This is a genomic window from Streptomyces sp. NPDC004721 (assembly GCF_053601495.1).
Genome location: NZ_JBSGBZ010000054.1, coordinates 24,455 through 39,702, shown reverse-complemented (window position 1 = coordinate 39,702; position 15,248 = coordinate 24,455). Strand labels below are relative to the sequence as shown.

Sequence of the window (15,248 nt, the reverse complement as noted above, 5' to 3'; positions counted from 1 at the left end):
CCCGCCTCAGGGAAGGATCGTGGGGACGAGACCGCCGTCGACGCCGAGCGCCCTGCCCGTGGTTGCCGCGGCCTGCTCCGACGCTACGTAAGTGATCATGCTGGCCACCTCGTGGGGGCGGATCAGGCGTTTGAGCAGGGAAGCGGCCGTGCGGTTCTCGGCCAGGTAGCGCTGCTCCTGCTCGCCGGAGTCGAGGCCGGGGTAGAGCTCGTCGAACATGGCCAGCACGCCGTCGCTCATCGTCGGTCCGGGCAGCACGCAGTTCACCGTGACCCGGTGCCGGCGACCTCGTGGGCCATGCCGCGGGACACGGCCAGCTGCGCCGTCTTGGTCATCCCGTAGTGGACCATGTCCGTCGGCGTCTGGACGCCGGCCTCGCTGCTGACGAAGATCACGCGGCCCCACCCGCGCCGGGCCATCCGTGGCGTGTAGTGACGTGCCAGGCGCACGCCGGAGAGCACGTTGACCTCGTGGAGGCGCAGCCAGTCCGCGTCGGGGATCTCGAACACGGGCCTGGTTTCGAAGATCTCCGTGTCGCCGGATCGCTCATCACGAACCAGGTCCGCGCCTACGACCTGCTGCGGATGTTCGGCCGCGTCGGGCAGTTGCCGGATCAGGTCGGCCGTCCCTTCGGCGGTACCGACGTCGGCCGCATTGAGCCGTGTCGTAGTTCAGAGAAGCGGTGATCTTCCACAATGCCCTGGACATCTCCGAGAGCGTCCGCCAGCTGCTGGAAGAGGGATGGGAGATCGATCCTGAGGACCTGGCCCATATCTCGCCGTGCCTGACCGAGTACATCAAACGGTTCGGCGAGTACAGCACGCACGAACTCGGCATCGAACCCGACGCGTACGACCCGAAGCTCGACGTCGACTTCACCCTGCTGCGCGAAGGGGATCTGAACGTCGTCGGCTTGGACCAGGCCGCGTGATGCCGGGTGCGGCCACGAGCGGTGAGGCGGCGAGCAGTGGGCCGTGCTCGGTCTGCGGTGCGCCCTGCCTGACCACCGGGTCATCGACCCTGGCCGCGGTCGCTGCTGGGTGGGCAGGTGCCGCGATCACCCTCGCCGTGTGGTGGCCGTCCTCCGGCATGTCGATGACCCTGGAGGGGATCCTGGCCGACCTGGGGGAGGTGCTGACCGAATTCGCCGCTGCGGGTCTACACCGATCAGGAGGGTTGGTGCGATGAGACTCAGCGATGAGCCACAGCGCTACTACCTCACCCTGACTGTCGGCGTTCGGATCGTGCTGCAGGGCTGGTGGGCCAGTGAGGCGACGGCGCGTTGGAAGTTCTCCGGTTGGGTCGGTGAGTACGGCAATCTGCACGGCGCGAAGATCACGCTGGTCGACGAGGAGACGGGCCAGACGCTGGCCAGCTGGCCGTAGCGGGTCAGTGCTCGGCGGGCTGAGGCTCCATGTGCCGAGTCTGTCCGGCTTTGGTCGGCGCGTATGGCCATCTGTACGGCGTCAGGATCACGCTGGTCGACGAGCGGACGGGGCAGATGCCAGCCAGCTGGCCGTAGCGTGCCGGCTCTCGGCTGGCTGGGGCTGCGGATGCCGGGCCTGCCCCTTCGCTGATGCGTGACCGCTGCCACGGCGGGTGCGTTGCCGTACTGGGTGGGAAACCACACCCTTGTCCGTCCGGCCTGCGGAGGTGATCCGATCGATCAGACCCTAGGCGCGCAGCTTGGCCAGCCGGCGCCGGGTCTGCTCAATCCGCACATCGGGGTTGAGGATGAGGTGCATCTGCTCGGTGGTCCATCCGGTACTGGGTCAGCACGGCCAGCGCTGTCCGGTCGCCGTTGCCCGCGTCCACGTCTGTCATCGCCGGCCCGCTCCTCCCATACGGTGCGGCACCGGCCTGCCCGGCGCTGCACGTAGGAGCCAGACGAGCCGACGCCCCCGACCACACCACCGACCATCAAGACCCGACCACGGTCACGGTGCGACAACACCGCCCTGGACCAGGCCGACATCCGCGCCGACAACTGTCCGCGCGTGACCGCGCCCGGGATGGCGTATCAGCAGGTACCCACTCCTGCCTGGCTGTGGTCGGAAGCCCGACATCCCCCTATGTCGCAGCCGACCTCAGAACAGGGAAAAGGGAAGTGGGGCGGGCAGGGCTGGCGGTCGGCGCGGCGGGGGACCGGGCGCCTCGGTGTCTCGTTGCGCGTCGGCGGGGCCTCCGCGCTCCGTGCCGGGCGAGCCGGCGCAGGGGCACAGCGGGAGGCGACAGGGGCGGTGGGCGTAGTAGCGCTCTCGTCCGGGTTCATGGCGTTGTAGTCGGCTCACGGCTCCTCGTCGCGGGTGACCGCGCGCAGGGCGTCCGCTTCCGTTCTGTGGGTGGCTTCGGGCGTCGTCTGGAGTACGGCCTCGGCCGCGTTGATCAACGTGTCGCGCTGGCGATGGTGCCGCTCGTACTCCAGCACCTGCCGGACGACGTCGTCGGGCACGTCGTGCAGGTGCATCTTGATGCGTTCGGGGTCTATCGCGTCGTAGCCGGCCCAGGGCTCGGCTTGGCGGAGGTGCCGGATGGTGTTCAGTACCCCGGAGCGGCCGGCGTGTGCGCGTTCGTAGCCCTCGATCACCGTCAATTCCGTCTGGGACAGGCCGCGCAGGCGCTGCTGGATCTCCGTGACGCCGAGCCGGCTGAAGCCGGGGACGGGCAGGGCCTCCTCGCGGGCCATCGCGCCCTGCACCTTCTCGGCCACACGGGTGGCGGCGGTCATCTCCCGCCAGGCTCCCCCGCCCGGGCCCCTCATGCGTCCGGTGACCCGTTGGGGCAGCGCCCGCAGCCGGGCCGTGGCCGCCCGCACCTGGCGCGTGATCGCCTGCAGCCGGCTGCCGCCTTCGACAGCTTCTCCCCGCGGCGGGCGGGGACCTTCGGCCGCCGCCGCCACAGCCCTGGCCCGTCGGGCGAGGTTCTCCTCGCCGGTCTCCAGCAGCACTTCACCCTGCCGCCCGAGAATGGCAAGCAGCTCGGCGGTCTCCTGGTCGTTGAGCCGTTCGGCGATGTCCTTGCCTGCCTGGCAGGTCGCCAGCGCCCGGGCTGCGGCCGTGTACTCGTCCTCGGCGGCCCTCAGCAGCCGGCGCTCATCGGCCGGCCTCTTACCGCGCACGATCTCCGTCACGGCCGACACCCCCACCTGAAGCGGAAGTACGCTCACCCGCACGGCGCCGCGGGTCACCATCCGCATCAGCTGCCCGGCGGCCGACAGCGGCCCACGGGGCGGGCGCATTTCGCGCATCCGGGCGTCGATGCGCCCGAGGTAGTACTGCGCCTCGCTCGCCTGACTTTCGAGCCGTTGCCGGTCGGTGCCCGGCGGGGTGAGGGTCGCACCCGTCCAAAACCGGTCGACGACCGCGGCATGGGCGTCACGGGCGTCTTCCAGTGCCGGTATCAGCACATCCGTCTTCGCTGCCATGTTCTGCTCCTGAGCTCCGGGCGGTATGGCCGCCGCGCACGACGAAGAGCACCCGCCGTCCTTCGCTCCGGCCGGGCAACCGGAACCCATCCTGCGGAAGGTTGTCGAAGATCGCCTGGTGAGCCAGTCACCCGGATACGCCGCCTTACCAGCGTCGGGGAGTGGTACAACCGTCGCCTGATCAGCGGCGACGACGACATCGCTGGCCAGATCCGGGCGCTCAAGGAGCAGCCCGGCGGCAACTACGTCACCGCCCCTTACGCGCCTCGACCGCCAAGCGCGTCGCGCGCTCGCGCAGTTCGTCAGAGTACTTACGGGGAGCAGCCATGAACGGCATCACACTAGGGCTTGTGGTCCGGCACTGGCTCGGGTAGTCCTGCGTACCAGCCTTGGACGGCCAGCCAGAATCCGGCCAGCACTATGGCAACGAGCGTGACCCGGCTTGCGTACCCGACAACGGAGGGCCCGATCATCCACCGTCGGGGCAGCAACCACGCTGACAGAGCGGCTACCACTCCGACGAGAACGGTCAGAGGAAGCTCCGCGTACAGCACACCCCAGTCCGGCCCTGCTTTGAATCCGGCACGCGCCCGGAGTTCGGCATCCGCGGCCCATCCCAGCAGCCCGACGAATCCACCGGCCAGGGCCACCCCCGTACCACTCAGTGCTTCAACACTTTTCCTCATGATCACTGGAGACGCCGGCTGCCCCGTGGGAGTTCCCGCAGAGCCGCACGATTCTCCGTTGGGCGGCCTGCGGTACGTGGCAGCGTCCACCGGGCGGAACGGCCGCGCTCGCCGTCGCCCGATCCAGCGCGATAGACAAGTGCCCGTTCGGCGAAACGCCGGCGGTGACCCAAGCTCGGTGGGGGCTGCCACGCGTTGGTCGCCGGGCTCGCGCTGCCCGTCGCACCCGCCACCGCCACCGTGGCCGTCCCCACACGCCCGTCAGGCCCTCCCCGGTCAGCCACTGTCCCTCCGTGAACTCCCCGAACCGCCGGACGCGGTCGAGGCCCGTGAGCTGCTCGGGGACCTGGTCGTGGCCGACGAGGACGACGTTCCTGGCTACTCCCGGGCGAAGTTTCCGCACTGGATCACCCAGTACGGCACCTGTGATAAGCGCGAGGTCACACTCCAGCGGGACGGCCAGGACGACCAGTGCCGGGTCGTGTCCGCCGGGATCAACTCCCTGGCGGGACTCCCACAGGTCCTTGCCGACGTTCTCCCGACCCGTTTCTCCTGTATGCACAGGCGTCTGGCCCCGCGTCAGCACACGCGTGGCCAGAACCGAGTTTCTCAGTGATCCAGACGTTCTGAGGGAATCCGAGTTCGAGGCCGCCGTGGCTGGGGTCGAGCCAGCGGGTAGTGACGACCTTGCCGCGGGTGAAGAAGTGCACGCCCTCGGTGCCGTGAGCGTGGGTGTCGCCGAAGAGGGGGTTCTTCCAGCCGCCGAAGGAGTAGTAGGCCATCGGTACCGGAATCGGCACATTGATGCCGACCATGCCGACCTCCACCTCGTTCTGGAAGCGTCGTGCCGCGCCGCCGTCGTTGGTGAAGATGGCCGTGCCGTTGCCGTACGGGTTGGCATTGATCAGATCGAGCGGGCCGTCGTAGTTGTCCACGCGTACGACCGACAGCACGGGGCCGAAGATCTCGTCGGTGTACATGCTCATGTCGGTGGTCACGTCGTCGATCAGGGTGGGGCCCAGCCAGAAGCCGTCCGGCCCGCCGTCGGCTGCGACTTGGCGTCCGTCGACGACGATGGTCGCTCCGGCGGCCTCGCCGGCGTCGATGTAGGAGGCGACCTTGTCGCGGTGGGCCCTGGTGACCAAGGGGCCCATGTCGCAGTTCTTCGTGCCGTCGCCGGTCTTGATGGAGACGGTGCGCTTGGCGATCTTGTCCACCAGCTCGTCGGCGATGCCGCCGACGGCCACCAGGGCGCTGATCGCCATGCAGCGTTCGCCGGCGGAAACCGAACCCGGCGGTGACCGCTGCGTCGGCGGCCAGGTCGAGGTCGGCGATGAGGTTTCTGGCGAGCTGGGTGGCCCAGGTCGCAGTGGGATGGGCCGTGACGCCGAGGATGTGCACGGTGCGGGTGCCGACTTCCATGACCGCGAACACGTACAGCCGCTTCAAGATCACGGTGCCGACGTGGAAGAAGCCCGCGGTCAGTAGTCCGGAGGGCTGGACGCGGAGGAACTCGCGCCATGTGGGCCCCGTGCTGGGGCCGCGTCTGGGTGCGGGACCGAGGCCGGCGCTGCGCAAGGTGCGGCGGATCATCGAGGCGCCCACGCGGTGGGCCGAGGCGGCGCAGCTCGTCCTGGATGCGGGTCGAGCCCCACGCGGGGTTCTCTCTGGCCAGGCGCAGGATCAGGGCGGTGAGCTCCTCGGGGATCGGCGGTCGGCCGGTGCGCGCGGGTTTCTGCTCCTACTTCCAGTGCAGCAGACGTCGGTGCCAGGCCAGGAGGGTGCCGGGGCTGACCAGACGGTGCAGGCGCAGCCTGCCCGGTAGGTATCGGGCCAGAGGCGAGCACGGCGCGGTCCGGCCAGGCAAGGCGTGGCCGGACGCCGAGTTGGCGGCGTAGCACCGCGACCTCGTGACGCAGCGCGAGCAGTTCGACGTTGTTGGCCTCCTCCGACCGCGTCAACAGCAGGAGCAGTCCGAGAAGCATCAGGGAAGACCCGGTGGAGCACGCGCAACGTCGTGCAGCCCGACCCTGCCATGCTCGAGCGGGGCTGCAAAGTGCCTGTTCAAAGGCTATGCGTTACTTCTGGCACCCCACAGGGAGGCAGCAACAAGGTGAAGGTCGTCGGGTCGGTGCCTGCCAGAGCGAGTCGGCCGCCCGCAGTCTCAGCCAGGTCTTTGGCCAGGGCGAGTCCGATGCCGGCGCCGGCGCCGGTGGTGTGACCGCGGTCGAAGAGCACGGCGGGGTCGGTGCGGATGCTTCCCTCGTCCTGTACATCGATCGCGATGGTGTCGCCCAGGGACCGGGCGGTCACCTCGGCCCTGCCCCGGCCGTGCCGGAGGGTGTTGTCCAGGAGAACGTCGAGAATCTGGCCCACGGTCCGGCCGGGTACGGGAGCATCCTGGGTTTCCGGCTCGGCGGCGACCGTGAGTCGGCGGCCCGTGTCGGCGAACAGACCGTGCCAGCGTTGCTCGGCGAAGCCCAGAACACCGCTCAGGGGCTGGACCGCGGCGGGCGTCTGCGTGGCCGGTTGCCCGGCCCCGGCCAGACGCAGTACTTCGTCGATGGTGTGGTGCAGGTGGCCGGTGCTCTCCAGCGCCTCCTGCAGGGCCGCGCGTGGATCCGCGTGGGGATCGGTCAGAGCGGATTCCAGTCCGAGCTGCAGGCCGGTCAGCGGGGTGCGCAGCTGATGGGAGGCGTTCGCGGTGAAGTCCCGCCCGCGCTGGAGTAGCTGGGCCAGCCGCTCGACCATGGCGTTGTGGGTGCGGGCGACCTGGTCGATCTCGACGATGGGTGAGGGCGCGGCGCGGGCCGTGAGATCCCCTTCGGTGACCGCCCGGGCTTGGCGGGAGAGGGCTTCCAGCGGGGCCGTCAGGGCGCGGGCCTGGCGGCGGGCGACCAGGACTGCGGCGGTGAGGGCGATCAGGATCACGCCTCCGAGGGCGAGCCATCCGAGCAGAACGCGTCCCCACACGTCGCGTGCCGGGGACGCGGCGCGAACGATGCCGATGACCTCCTCGTTCTGGGAGACGGGAACCGCGGCCACGAGGTCAGCGCCGACGTGTCCACGCACGACCGTTCCCGCGCCCGCGCGGCGGGTTTCCGTGTCCGCCCGGGCCGGGCCGTGGCCCGCACGCAGCCGCATCCTCGTGTCGTAGACGCCCAGCCGGACCTCCCCGCTCTTCGGCAGCTCGACCGGATCACCGGCGGCGAAGTCCGGGCCCACCCGGACGGCGGCGACAAGCGCTTCGCGTTCCAACTCGTTGCGCTCGTCGGCGAAGAAGTACGCCCACATGGCCGTCGCCAGCGGCACCGCCAGCAGGACGAGGGCCACCAGGACGGCGACCAGGGCGACACGGAGCACACGCTGTCTCATGCCCCCATCATCGGGACCCGCCGGGGCCCGTCCGCACGCCCGACGCGGGTTTTGCCGTCGTCTAACCGTCGGAGATCCGATCCTTAACCACGCGCTGCCTAGCGTCACGGACATGACCGTCCCTTGCGGGCACCTGACGGGTGCCGGCTTCGGGCGCCCGTCTTGGCAGAAGGGCAGCATCACGATGAACCGAACACGCATCGTCCTCCCCGTCGTCGGCGCCGCCCTGGCGTCGATCACGATCACCGCATGCGGTGGATCAGGGGGCTCCAGCAGCTCCGCCGGATCGGGCAATCCGTCGACGGGCGGTCGTACGACCTCGTCGTCGCCCGCCGCGCCGGCGACCGAGTCCAATCCGGCGGGCGACATCCCCGACAACCAGGCGTACGTTGCCTTCGCCCCGACCCGCGGCGGTTTCTCGGTCAAGGTGCCCGAGGGCTGGGCCCGTACCGGCAAGGGCACCGTCACTTCCTTCACCGACAAGCTGAACCGCGTCGAAGTCACGCCCGTGTCGGCCGCCTCCGCCGCCTCCGCTCCCACGACCGGGTCGGTCACCGCGCAGACGGTTCCCCGGCTGCGGCGGACCGTGCCGCACTTCGCGTTGGGCAAGGTCTCCGTGGTCTCCCGCCACGCCGGCAAGGTGGTTCTGCTGACATACCAGGGCGACTCGGCTCCCGACCCGGTCACGGGCAAGGTGGTGCGCGACGCCTTCGAGCGGTATGCGTTCTACCGCCAGGGCCACGAGGTGGATGTGACCCTGTCCGGGCCGGTGGACGCCGACAACGTGGATCCGTGGCGCGTCGTCACCGACTCCTTCACGTGGCGGTGACCGCCATGGACACCATGACCGCCGCGCGCGACGCGCAGGCCGACGACCTGGACGTCGTCCTGGACGCGCATGAGCTGTACCGGTTCTACCGGGCCGGTGAGGAGGAGACGCTGGCCCTGCGCGGGGTCTCGCTGCGGGTGCGGCGCGGGGAGACCGTCGCCGTCACCGGTCCCTCCGGCTCCGGAAAGTCCACCTTGCTGGCCTGTCTGGCCGGGCTCGACGAGCCGTCGGGCGGCGACGTGCACGTCGGCGGAGTGCGGATCAGCCATCGCCCGGAGGCCGAGCGGGCCCGGCTGCGGGCGAGCCGCATCGGCGTCCTGCTCCAGTCGGGCAACCTCTTGCCCCATCTCGGTGTCCGTGACAACGTCCGGCTGGCCCGGACCGCGGCGGCCGGTGACGGCAGCCACGGCGCGGACATCGCCGTCCTGCTCGAGCAGGTCGGGCTCGCCCACCGCGCCCACGCCCTGCCGCAGGAGCTGTCCGGCGGCGAACTCGCCCGCGCGGGTCTGGCCGTCGCGCTCGCCAACGATCCCGACGTGCTGCTGGCCGACGAGCCGACCGGCGAACTCGACGGCGCCACCGAGCAGCGCGTCCTGGAGCTGCTGCGTAAGCGGGCCGAGGCTGGGCGCGGGGTCCTGGTGGTGACGCACAGCGCGGAAGCTGTGCGGATCGCCGACCGTGTGATCGCCCTGCGTGACGGAAGGATCGAGACGTCATGAACGCCAGCCCTGTGGACGATTTCCCGCACCCGGGTGTCGGGGACGTGCTCGTCGAGTGCCGGGACGCGGCACGGACCTTCGGGCGCGGGGAGACCGCGGTGGTGGCGGTGCACGGCACCACCTTCCACGTGAAGGCCGGCGACCGGATCGCGATCACCGGCCCCTCGGGGTCGGGCAAGTCGACCCTGCTGCACCTGCTGGCCGGGCTCGAACGACCCACCAGCGGCGAGGTCTCCTGGCCCGCCCTGGCCGGGCCGCGCGAGATCGGCCTGGTATTTCAGGGGCCGAGCCTGATCCCGGCCCTGAACGTCGTGGAGAACACCGCACTGCCGCTCGTGCTCGCCGGCGTTCCCGAGGAGCGCGTCCGCCTGACCGCGCTCGCCGCGCTGGCCACGGTCGGCGCGGCCGACCTGGCCGAGCGGCTCCCCGAGGAACTGTCCGGCGGGCAGAGCCAGCGCGTGGCCGTCGCCCGGGTCGTGGCGCGAGCGCCCCGGCTGATCCTGGCCGACGAACCCACCGGACAACTCGACCGGGCCACCGGTCAGCGCGTCCTGGACGTCCTGATGACGGCGGCCGAAGAGACCGGCGCCGCGCTCGTCATCACCACCCACGACCCGGCCGTCGCCGAACGCCTGTTCGTGCACCGGGACATGCACGAAGGACGCCTGCTCGACCCGGCCGAGGAGAGGTCATGAACGCCAACCCGTCCCGCCGCGTCACCGCACGCCTCGCCACAGCCACGGCATGGTCCGGCACCCTCGCCTTCTGGACCGGCGGCCTCGTCCGCCGCCGGGCGGGCCGACTGCTGGCCACCGTCGCCGGAATCGCGCTGGCCGTCTCACTGGTGGCGGCGCTCGGTTCCTTCCTGACCGCCTCGAAGTCGACGATGACACAGCGGGCGGTGCGCTCGGTGGCCGTGGACTGGCAGGTGCAGGTGCAGCCTGGCGCCGACGCCGCTTCCGTCCTGCACACCGTGCAGAGCATGCCAGGGGTGCGGGCCGCGATTCCGGTCGGCTTCGCCAGCAGCAACGGCTTCAAGGCCGTCTCCGGTGGCAGCACGCAGACCACCGGCCCGGGCGTGGTGCTCGGCTTGCCCAACGGCTACCAGGAACTCTTCCCGCAGACGATCCGTCACCTGACCGGCGCCTCCTCCGGGGTGCTGCTGGCCCAGCAGACCGCGTCCAACCTCCACGTGGCGCCCGGTGACGCAGTCAGCATCGCGTTGCCCGGAGCCTCGAGGGCCCAGGTTCGGGTGGCCGGGGTGATCGACCTGCCGCAGGCCGACTCGCTGTTCCAGAAGGTCGGCGCGCCGCCCCAGTCGCAGCCCGCAGCCCCGCCGGACAACGTGATCCTGCTGCCCGCCGGACTGTTCAGGACGCTGACCGCACCGGTCGCCGCAGCCGACCCCGCGGCCCTCACCACGCAGATCCACGTGGCCCGCGACGCCCGTCTGCCCGCCGACCCGGCCGCCGCGTTCACCGCCGTCACCGGCGCCGCTCACCACCTGGAGGCGGCCGGCTCGGGCGGCGCACTCGTCGGCGACAATCAAGGCGCCGCGCTCGACGCCGCCCGGCAGGACGCCCTGTACGCGCAGATCCTCTTCCTGTTCCTCGGCGTCCCCGGCGCGGTGCTCGCCGCCGCCCTGACCGCCGCCGTGGCCGGGGCGGGCGCCGAGCGGCGGCGGCGCGAACAGGCCGCGCTGCGCGTTCGCGGGCTGCGGAGCCGCCAGATCGCGGCCCTGGCCGGAATCGAGGTCACCCTGACCGGGCTCGCCGGCGGCCTTCTCGGCATCGGCGTCGCCGCCCTGGTGGGCCAACTCGCTTTCGGGACAGCGTCGTTCGGGGCAGGCGTCGGCTCAGCCGCCGTGTGGTTCGCCGCCGCCCTCGCACTCGGCGTCATCGTCGCGGCGATCGCGATCCTCGCACCCGCGCTTCGGGATCTGCGGGCCGTGACCGTGGCCCGGGCCCGGCAGCAGGTGGGCCGCCGCACCCGATCGCCCTGGTGGATGTGCTGCGGCCTGGACTTCCTGCTCCTGGCTGCCTCTCTGCTCGTCTTCCGCGCCTCCAGCGGCAACCAGTACGCGCTCGTGCTGGCTCCCGAAGGCGTGGCCAGCATCTCCGTGTCCTACTGGGCCTTCCTCGGCCCGGGTCTGCTGTGGGCCGGAAGCGCCCTCCTGCTGTGGCGCCTGGCCATGCTCGCCCTCGCCCGCCCACGGCGCGGCCTGGTCCGCCTGTCCCGGCCGCTCACCGGCCCCCTGGCAGGCATGACCGCGGCCACCATGACCCGCCGCCGACGCACCCTGGCCCGCTCCGTCGTACTGCTCGCACTCGCCCTGTCCTTCGCCATGTCCACGGCCACCTTCAACGCCACCTACAAGCAGCAGGCCGAGGCCGACGCCCGCCTCACCAACGGCGCCGACGTCACCATCACCGAACCGCCCGGAGCGCGCACCGGCCCCAGTGCCGCAAGCTCCCTGGCCGTGCCGGGAGCGCGGCACGTCGAACCGCTCCAGCACCGGTTCGCCTACGTCGGCTCCGACCTGCAGGACCTCTACGGCGTACGGCCCACGACCATCACCACCGCCACCTCACTGCAAGACGCCTACTTCTCCGGCGGCACCGCCAGGCAGCTCATGGCCACCCTCGCCCACCGGCCCGACGCGCTGCTGGTCAGCGCCGAAACCGTGAAGGACTTCCAGCTCTCACCCGGCGACACCGTCCGCCTGCGCATCCAGGACGCCCGCACCAAGGCACTGCGCACCGTGCCCTTCCACTACGCGGGCATCGTCAAGGAGTTCCCCACCGCCCCCAAGGACAGCTTCTTCGTCGCCAACGCCTCCTACATCGCCAAGGCCACCGGCAGCGACGCCGTCGGCGCCTTCCTCGTGGACACCGGCGGCACACACCAGAAGCAGGTGGCTACCGCCCTGCGCCGGCGCCTGGGCACCACAGCCACGGTCACCGACCTCACCCAGACCCGCTCCACGGTCGGCTCCAGCCTCACCTCCGTGGACCTGTCCGGACTCACCCGCATCGAACTCGCCTACGCCATCGTGCTGGCCGCCGGAGCCGGCGGCATCGTCCTCGCCCTGGGACTCGCCGAACGGCGCCGCACCTTCGCCATCGCAACCGTCCTGGGCGCGACCCGCCAGCAGCTGCGCGGCCTGGTCCTCAGCGAGGCGGTCGTGCTCACGGCGGCTGGACTGGCCGGCGGCGCCCTCAGCGGCTGGGTACTGTCCCAGATGCTGGTCAAGGTACTCACCGGCGTCTTCGACCCGCCGCCAGAGACAATCGCCGTGCCCTGGGCGTACGTGACGGCCACCGTGCTCGTCGCCCTCGCCGCCGTGGCAGCCGCCGCCCTCAACGGCGTACGCCGCTCGCACCGGCCCGTCGTCGAGGAACTGCGCGAACTGTGACCCCCCGTGGTCCGGGCAGGCAGCCTACGCTGCCTGCCATGCGCACTCCCACCCCGCCGCCGGACCGCCACGTCGGTTCGGACCGAGCCCGTGTCCGCGTCCTCATCGTCGAGGACGACGACACCATCGGACGCCACCTGGAGACCGGCCTGACCGGCGGCGGATACGCGCCCACCTGGTCCAGGACCGGGACGGGCGCACTGACCGAGGCCGAGCGGACACGGTACGAGGTCGTCCTGCTCGACCTCGGCCTGCCCGACGCCGACGGTCTCGACCTCGCCCGCCGCCTGCGCACCCGCTACCCCAACCTGCTGATCATCATCCTCACCGCGCGCGACACCGAGATCGACGTCGTCGCCGGACTGGACGCCGGCGCCGACGACTACCTGGTCAAACCCTTCAGCCTCACTGTCCTGCTGGCTCGGCTCCGCGCCCATCTGCGCCGCCACCCGGCCGCCTCGCCCCAGGAACAACCCCTTCGCCTCGGCGACCTGACCGTGGAGCCCGCCGCCCGCCGCTGCCTGCTCGGCGAGCAGGAACTGACGCTGCGCCCCAAAGAGTTCGACCTCCTCACGGTGCTCGCCCGGCACGCGGACACCGCGGTCAGTCGGGAGACACTGATGGCGCAGGTCTGGGACGAGAACTGGTTCGGCCCCACCAAGACCCTCGATGTCACCATGGCCTCCTTGCGCCGCCGCCTCACCGAAGCCGAGACCACCGCGACGGCACCGGTCCGGCTTCCCCGGATCACCACCCTGCGCGGCCACGGCTACCGACTGGAGACATGACGCCGCAGGATGGAGGCGTGGCGAACCCACTGCGCCCCGGGGTGCTGCGCCCGCTGACCCGCAATCGGTCCGCGTCCCTGTACGAGCGGGCCCTGCCCTCGACGTACGCAGAGCGCCTCCTTCAGGAGCTTGAGGCGATGGAGTCCGACTATGTCGCCGTGCTGAACGACTCCGAGATCCAGTACGTCAACCCAAACAAGCCGGGATACGGCTTCGTCTTCCTCGGCGTCGCGGATTGGGGTTGGGGCCCGAGCACTCCGGCGTTGGAAGGCTGGCGGATGGACCTGCTGCGCCGGCTGCGGGACTGGGAGCCGCGCTTTCGTCTGCTGTTCCCCCACCCCACGCCCGAGGCAGCGGAGAAGCTCAAGGAGAGCCTGGAGCACCTGGAGCGCTGGCTGGTCCGCGAAGGCACCTGGAGCGACTGCTCCGTCCCGCAGCACATCCCTCAGGCCGTAAAGCAGCTGCAGGCCTCGGTGCAACAGCTTCGGGACCTGACCGAGCTCCTGCCGTCCGACCCATGGCGGGTCCGTCTGGTGGTCGACACCAACGCCCTGATCGACAATCCCGATCTGGCTATCTACGCCAGCCAGATCGGCCCCCGCTACATGGCGCACCTGCTGCCGGTGGTGCTGCGCGAGCTCGACGACCACAAGCGCGCCGGCCGGACAGAGCCGCTGCGCGAGGCGGCGAAGAAGGCCGATCGGCGTCCGAAGGGACTGCGTAACAACGGCGACGTCACCCGGGGCGTGAAGGTCGCCGGTGACGTCCACGCCGTCTTCGAGTACATCGAGCCCAAGTCCGACGCGCTGCCCGACTGGCTCGACCTGACCGTGCCGGACGACCGCTTCGTCGCCTCCACACTGATACTGCAGTCCCGGTACCCCGGATCCGCGTGGTACGTCGCGACCAGTGATATCAACCTGCAGACCAAGCTGGCTGCCGTCGCTCTGCCGTTCATCGAGCCCGTATGAGCCGCACGGTGCAGCACCGACGTCGGCGCTGACCGACGGCGACCACGAGGGGCTTCGGCTGCCCTGGGCGCGCACGTGAGCGCGAACCCCGACCCTGCGGGTCCGGGCGGATCAGGCTCTTATGCCACCGTGAGCCGGTGGCTATTCTTGCAACCATGTCTGTCACCACTATGACCCTGCGTATCCCCGATGAACTCGCCCCCTCGATCAGGGCGGCCGCCGCGGAGGCGGGCATGAGCGTCAACGCGTACGTCGTGCGCGCTGCCCGCCGCTCCGCCACCCTCGACGCCGCGCGGCAGCTCGCCGCGCTCGGCCTCGGCGACGACCTGGCGGGCGAGGGCGACACCCTGTGAAGCGCGGTGAGATCTGGGCCCTCCCCGATGGCCGCAACGTCCTGATCATCAGCCTGACCGGCCTGGAAGAGTCCTACGGCGCTCTCCTCGTGATCGTGCTGCACGAGAACGGGCGGTATCCCGACACGGCCATGTCGGTGGTGATCGGCGATCCGATCCCCTGCACCGCGGTCGCCGTCAACATCACACAACTACGGGTCAACCGGTTCGAGGGAGCGAAACTCCTCGGCCCCGTCGACGCTGCGGCCATGGCCCGGGTGGACCAGGCCCTGCGCGCCGTCCAAGATCTCTAGCCCCCGAAAAGCCGGGCGGCAGGCCGAGCTGCCTGCAGTGGCTTTGTACACGAGTTGCTGCGACGTCATTGTCGATGAGCGCGCGAGCCGGAACGTGAGCCTCGCGCAACGGGTCGACCAGATCGGGGAACACTCCTCCCGGCGGGCCTGGGCAAGACGCGCCGACAGACGCCGGTACGTCGGCGCGGTGTACGGGATCAGACCCTCCGAGACGAGCCGGTAGCAGTGGGAGGTCCAGGACCTGGAGCCGGTCGAGCTTCAGCGCCTGGTCCTCGCCGCCGTCGCCCGCGTACGTCGATCAAGCCGTGCTCGGCGACCGCATCGCGGAGGAAGAACGGCAACGGAGGCAACTTCGTGCATTCACCGACAGGTGGCCGCCCAACCGTGCACCGAGC

12 protein-coding genes and 2 pseudogenes are annotated in these 15,248 nt (G+C 70.8%); 10 read left to right on the top strand and 4 right to left on the bottom strand.

The window, feature by feature from the left end:
- Positions 1 to 6: 6 nt before the first annotated feature.
- Positions 7 to 461, bottom strand: a pseudogene (locus ACWEK3_RS33840) (SDR family NAD(P)-dependent oxidoreductase).
- A 221-nt stretch (positions 462 to 682) separates the two neighbouring features.
- Between ACWEK3_RS33840 and ACWEK3_RS33835 the strand changes: the two are divergent.
- Positions 683 to 931: a Tn3 family transposase gene (locus ACWEK3_RS33835; RefSeq protein ID WP_453251414.1), complete on the top strand. Its 249-nt coding sequence runs from the start codon at positions 683 to 685 to the stop codon at positions 929 to 931.
- Positions 932 to 1,184: 253 nt separating this feature from the next.
- A complete protein-coding gene (locus ACWEK3_RS33830; protein WP_365437305.1) occupies positions 1,185 to 1,385 on the top strand; it encodes a hypothetical protein in 201 nt (66 codons plus the stop codon).
- 902 nt (positions 1,386 to 2,287) lie between these two features.
- On the opposite strand, the gene ACWEK3_RS33825 is transcribed toward ACWEK3_RS33830, so the two are convergent.
- The 3 genes and pseudogenes from ACWEK3_RS33825 to ACWEK3_RS33815 all read right to left on the bottom strand — a co-directional run bounded on the left by ACWEK3_RS33825 (position 2,288) and on the right by ACWEK3_RS33815 (position 7,485).
- A complete protein-coding gene (locus ACWEK3_RS33825) occupies positions 2,288 to 3,424 on the bottom strand; it encodes a hypothetical protein (protein ID WP_453251413.1) in 1,137 nt (378 codons plus the stop codon).
- Between the two features lie 1,309 nt (positions 3,425 to 4,733).
- A pseudogene (locus ACWEK3_RS33820) lies at positions 4,734 to 5,442 on the bottom strand (aldehyde dehydrogenase family protein); the annotation flags it as partial.
- Between the two features lie 732 nt (positions 5,443 to 6,174).
- Complete coding sequence (locus ACWEK3_RS33815) at positions 6,175 to 7,485, bottom strand: sensor histidine kinase (RefSeq protein WP_453251412.1); 1,311 nt, start codon at positions 7,483 to 7,485, stop codon at positions 6,175 to 6,177.
- Between the two features lie 184 nt (positions 7,486 to 7,669).
- On the opposite strand from ACWEK3_RS33815, the gene ACWEK3_RS33810 reads away from it, so the two are divergent.
- From ACWEK3_RS33810 to ACWEK3_RS33775, 8 genes are all read left to right on the top strand, one after another.
- Positions 7,670 to 8,314 carry a hypothetical protein gene (locus ACWEK3_RS33810; RefSeq protein WP_453251411.1) on the top strand — a complete coding sequence of 215 codons (645 nt, stop codon included), beginning with the start codon at positions 7,670 to 7,672 and terminating at the stop codon, positions 8,312 to 8,314.
- 14 nt (positions 8,315 to 8,328) lie between these two features.
- Positions 8,329 to 9,033 (top strand): ABC transporter ATP-binding protein, encoded by a 705-nt coding sequence (locus ACWEK3_RS33805; protein WP_384089925.1) that lies wholly within the window; start codon positions 8,329 to 8,331, stop codon positions 9,031 to 9,033.
- Positions 9,030 to 9,728 (top strand): ABC transporter ATP-binding protein, encoded by a 699-nt coding sequence (locus ACWEK3_RS33800; RefSeq protein WP_453251410.1) that lies wholly within the window; start codon positions 9,030 to 9,032, stop codon positions 9,726 to 9,728. The genes ACWEK3_RS33805 and ACWEK3_RS33800 overlap by 4 nt, the downstream gene beginning before the upstream one ends.
- Positions 9,725 to 12,448, top strand: coding sequence for an ABC transporter permease (locus ACWEK3_RS33795; RefSeq protein WP_453251409.1), 2,724 nt, complete (start codon positions 9,725 to 9,727; stop codon positions 12,446 to 12,448). The genes ACWEK3_RS33800 and ACWEK3_RS33795 overlap by 4 nt, the downstream gene beginning before the upstream one ends.
- A gap of 38 nt (positions 12,449 to 12,486) precedes the next feature.
- Positions 12,487 to 13,236, top strand: coding sequence for a response regulator transcription factor (locus tag ACWEK3_RS33790; RefSeq protein WP_453251408.1), 750 nt, complete (start codon positions 12,487 to 12,489; stop codon positions 13,234 to 13,236).
- Between the two features lie 17 nt (positions 13,237 to 13,253).
- On the top strand, positions 13,254 to 14,207 hold the full coding sequence (locus tag ACWEK3_RS33785; RefSeq protein WP_453251407.1) for a PIN domain-containing protein: 954 nt from the start codon (positions 13,254 to 13,256) through the stop codon (positions 14,205 to 14,207).
- Between the two features lie 155 nt (positions 14,208 to 14,362).
- Positions 14,363 to 14,560: a toxin-antitoxin system HicB family antitoxin gene (locus tag ACWEK3_RS33780; protein ID WP_376407062.1), complete on the top strand. Its 198-nt coding sequence runs from the start codon at positions 14,363 to 14,365 to the stop codon at positions 14,558 to 14,560.
- A complete protein-coding gene (locus tag ACWEK3_RS33775) occupies positions 14,557 to 14,853 on the top strand; it encodes a hypothetical protein (RefSeq protein WP_390878766.1) in 297 nt (98 codons plus the stop codon). The genes ACWEK3_RS33780 and ACWEK3_RS33775 overlap by 4 nt, the downstream gene beginning before the upstream one ends.
- Positions 14,854 to 15,248 lie beyond the last annotated feature (395 nt).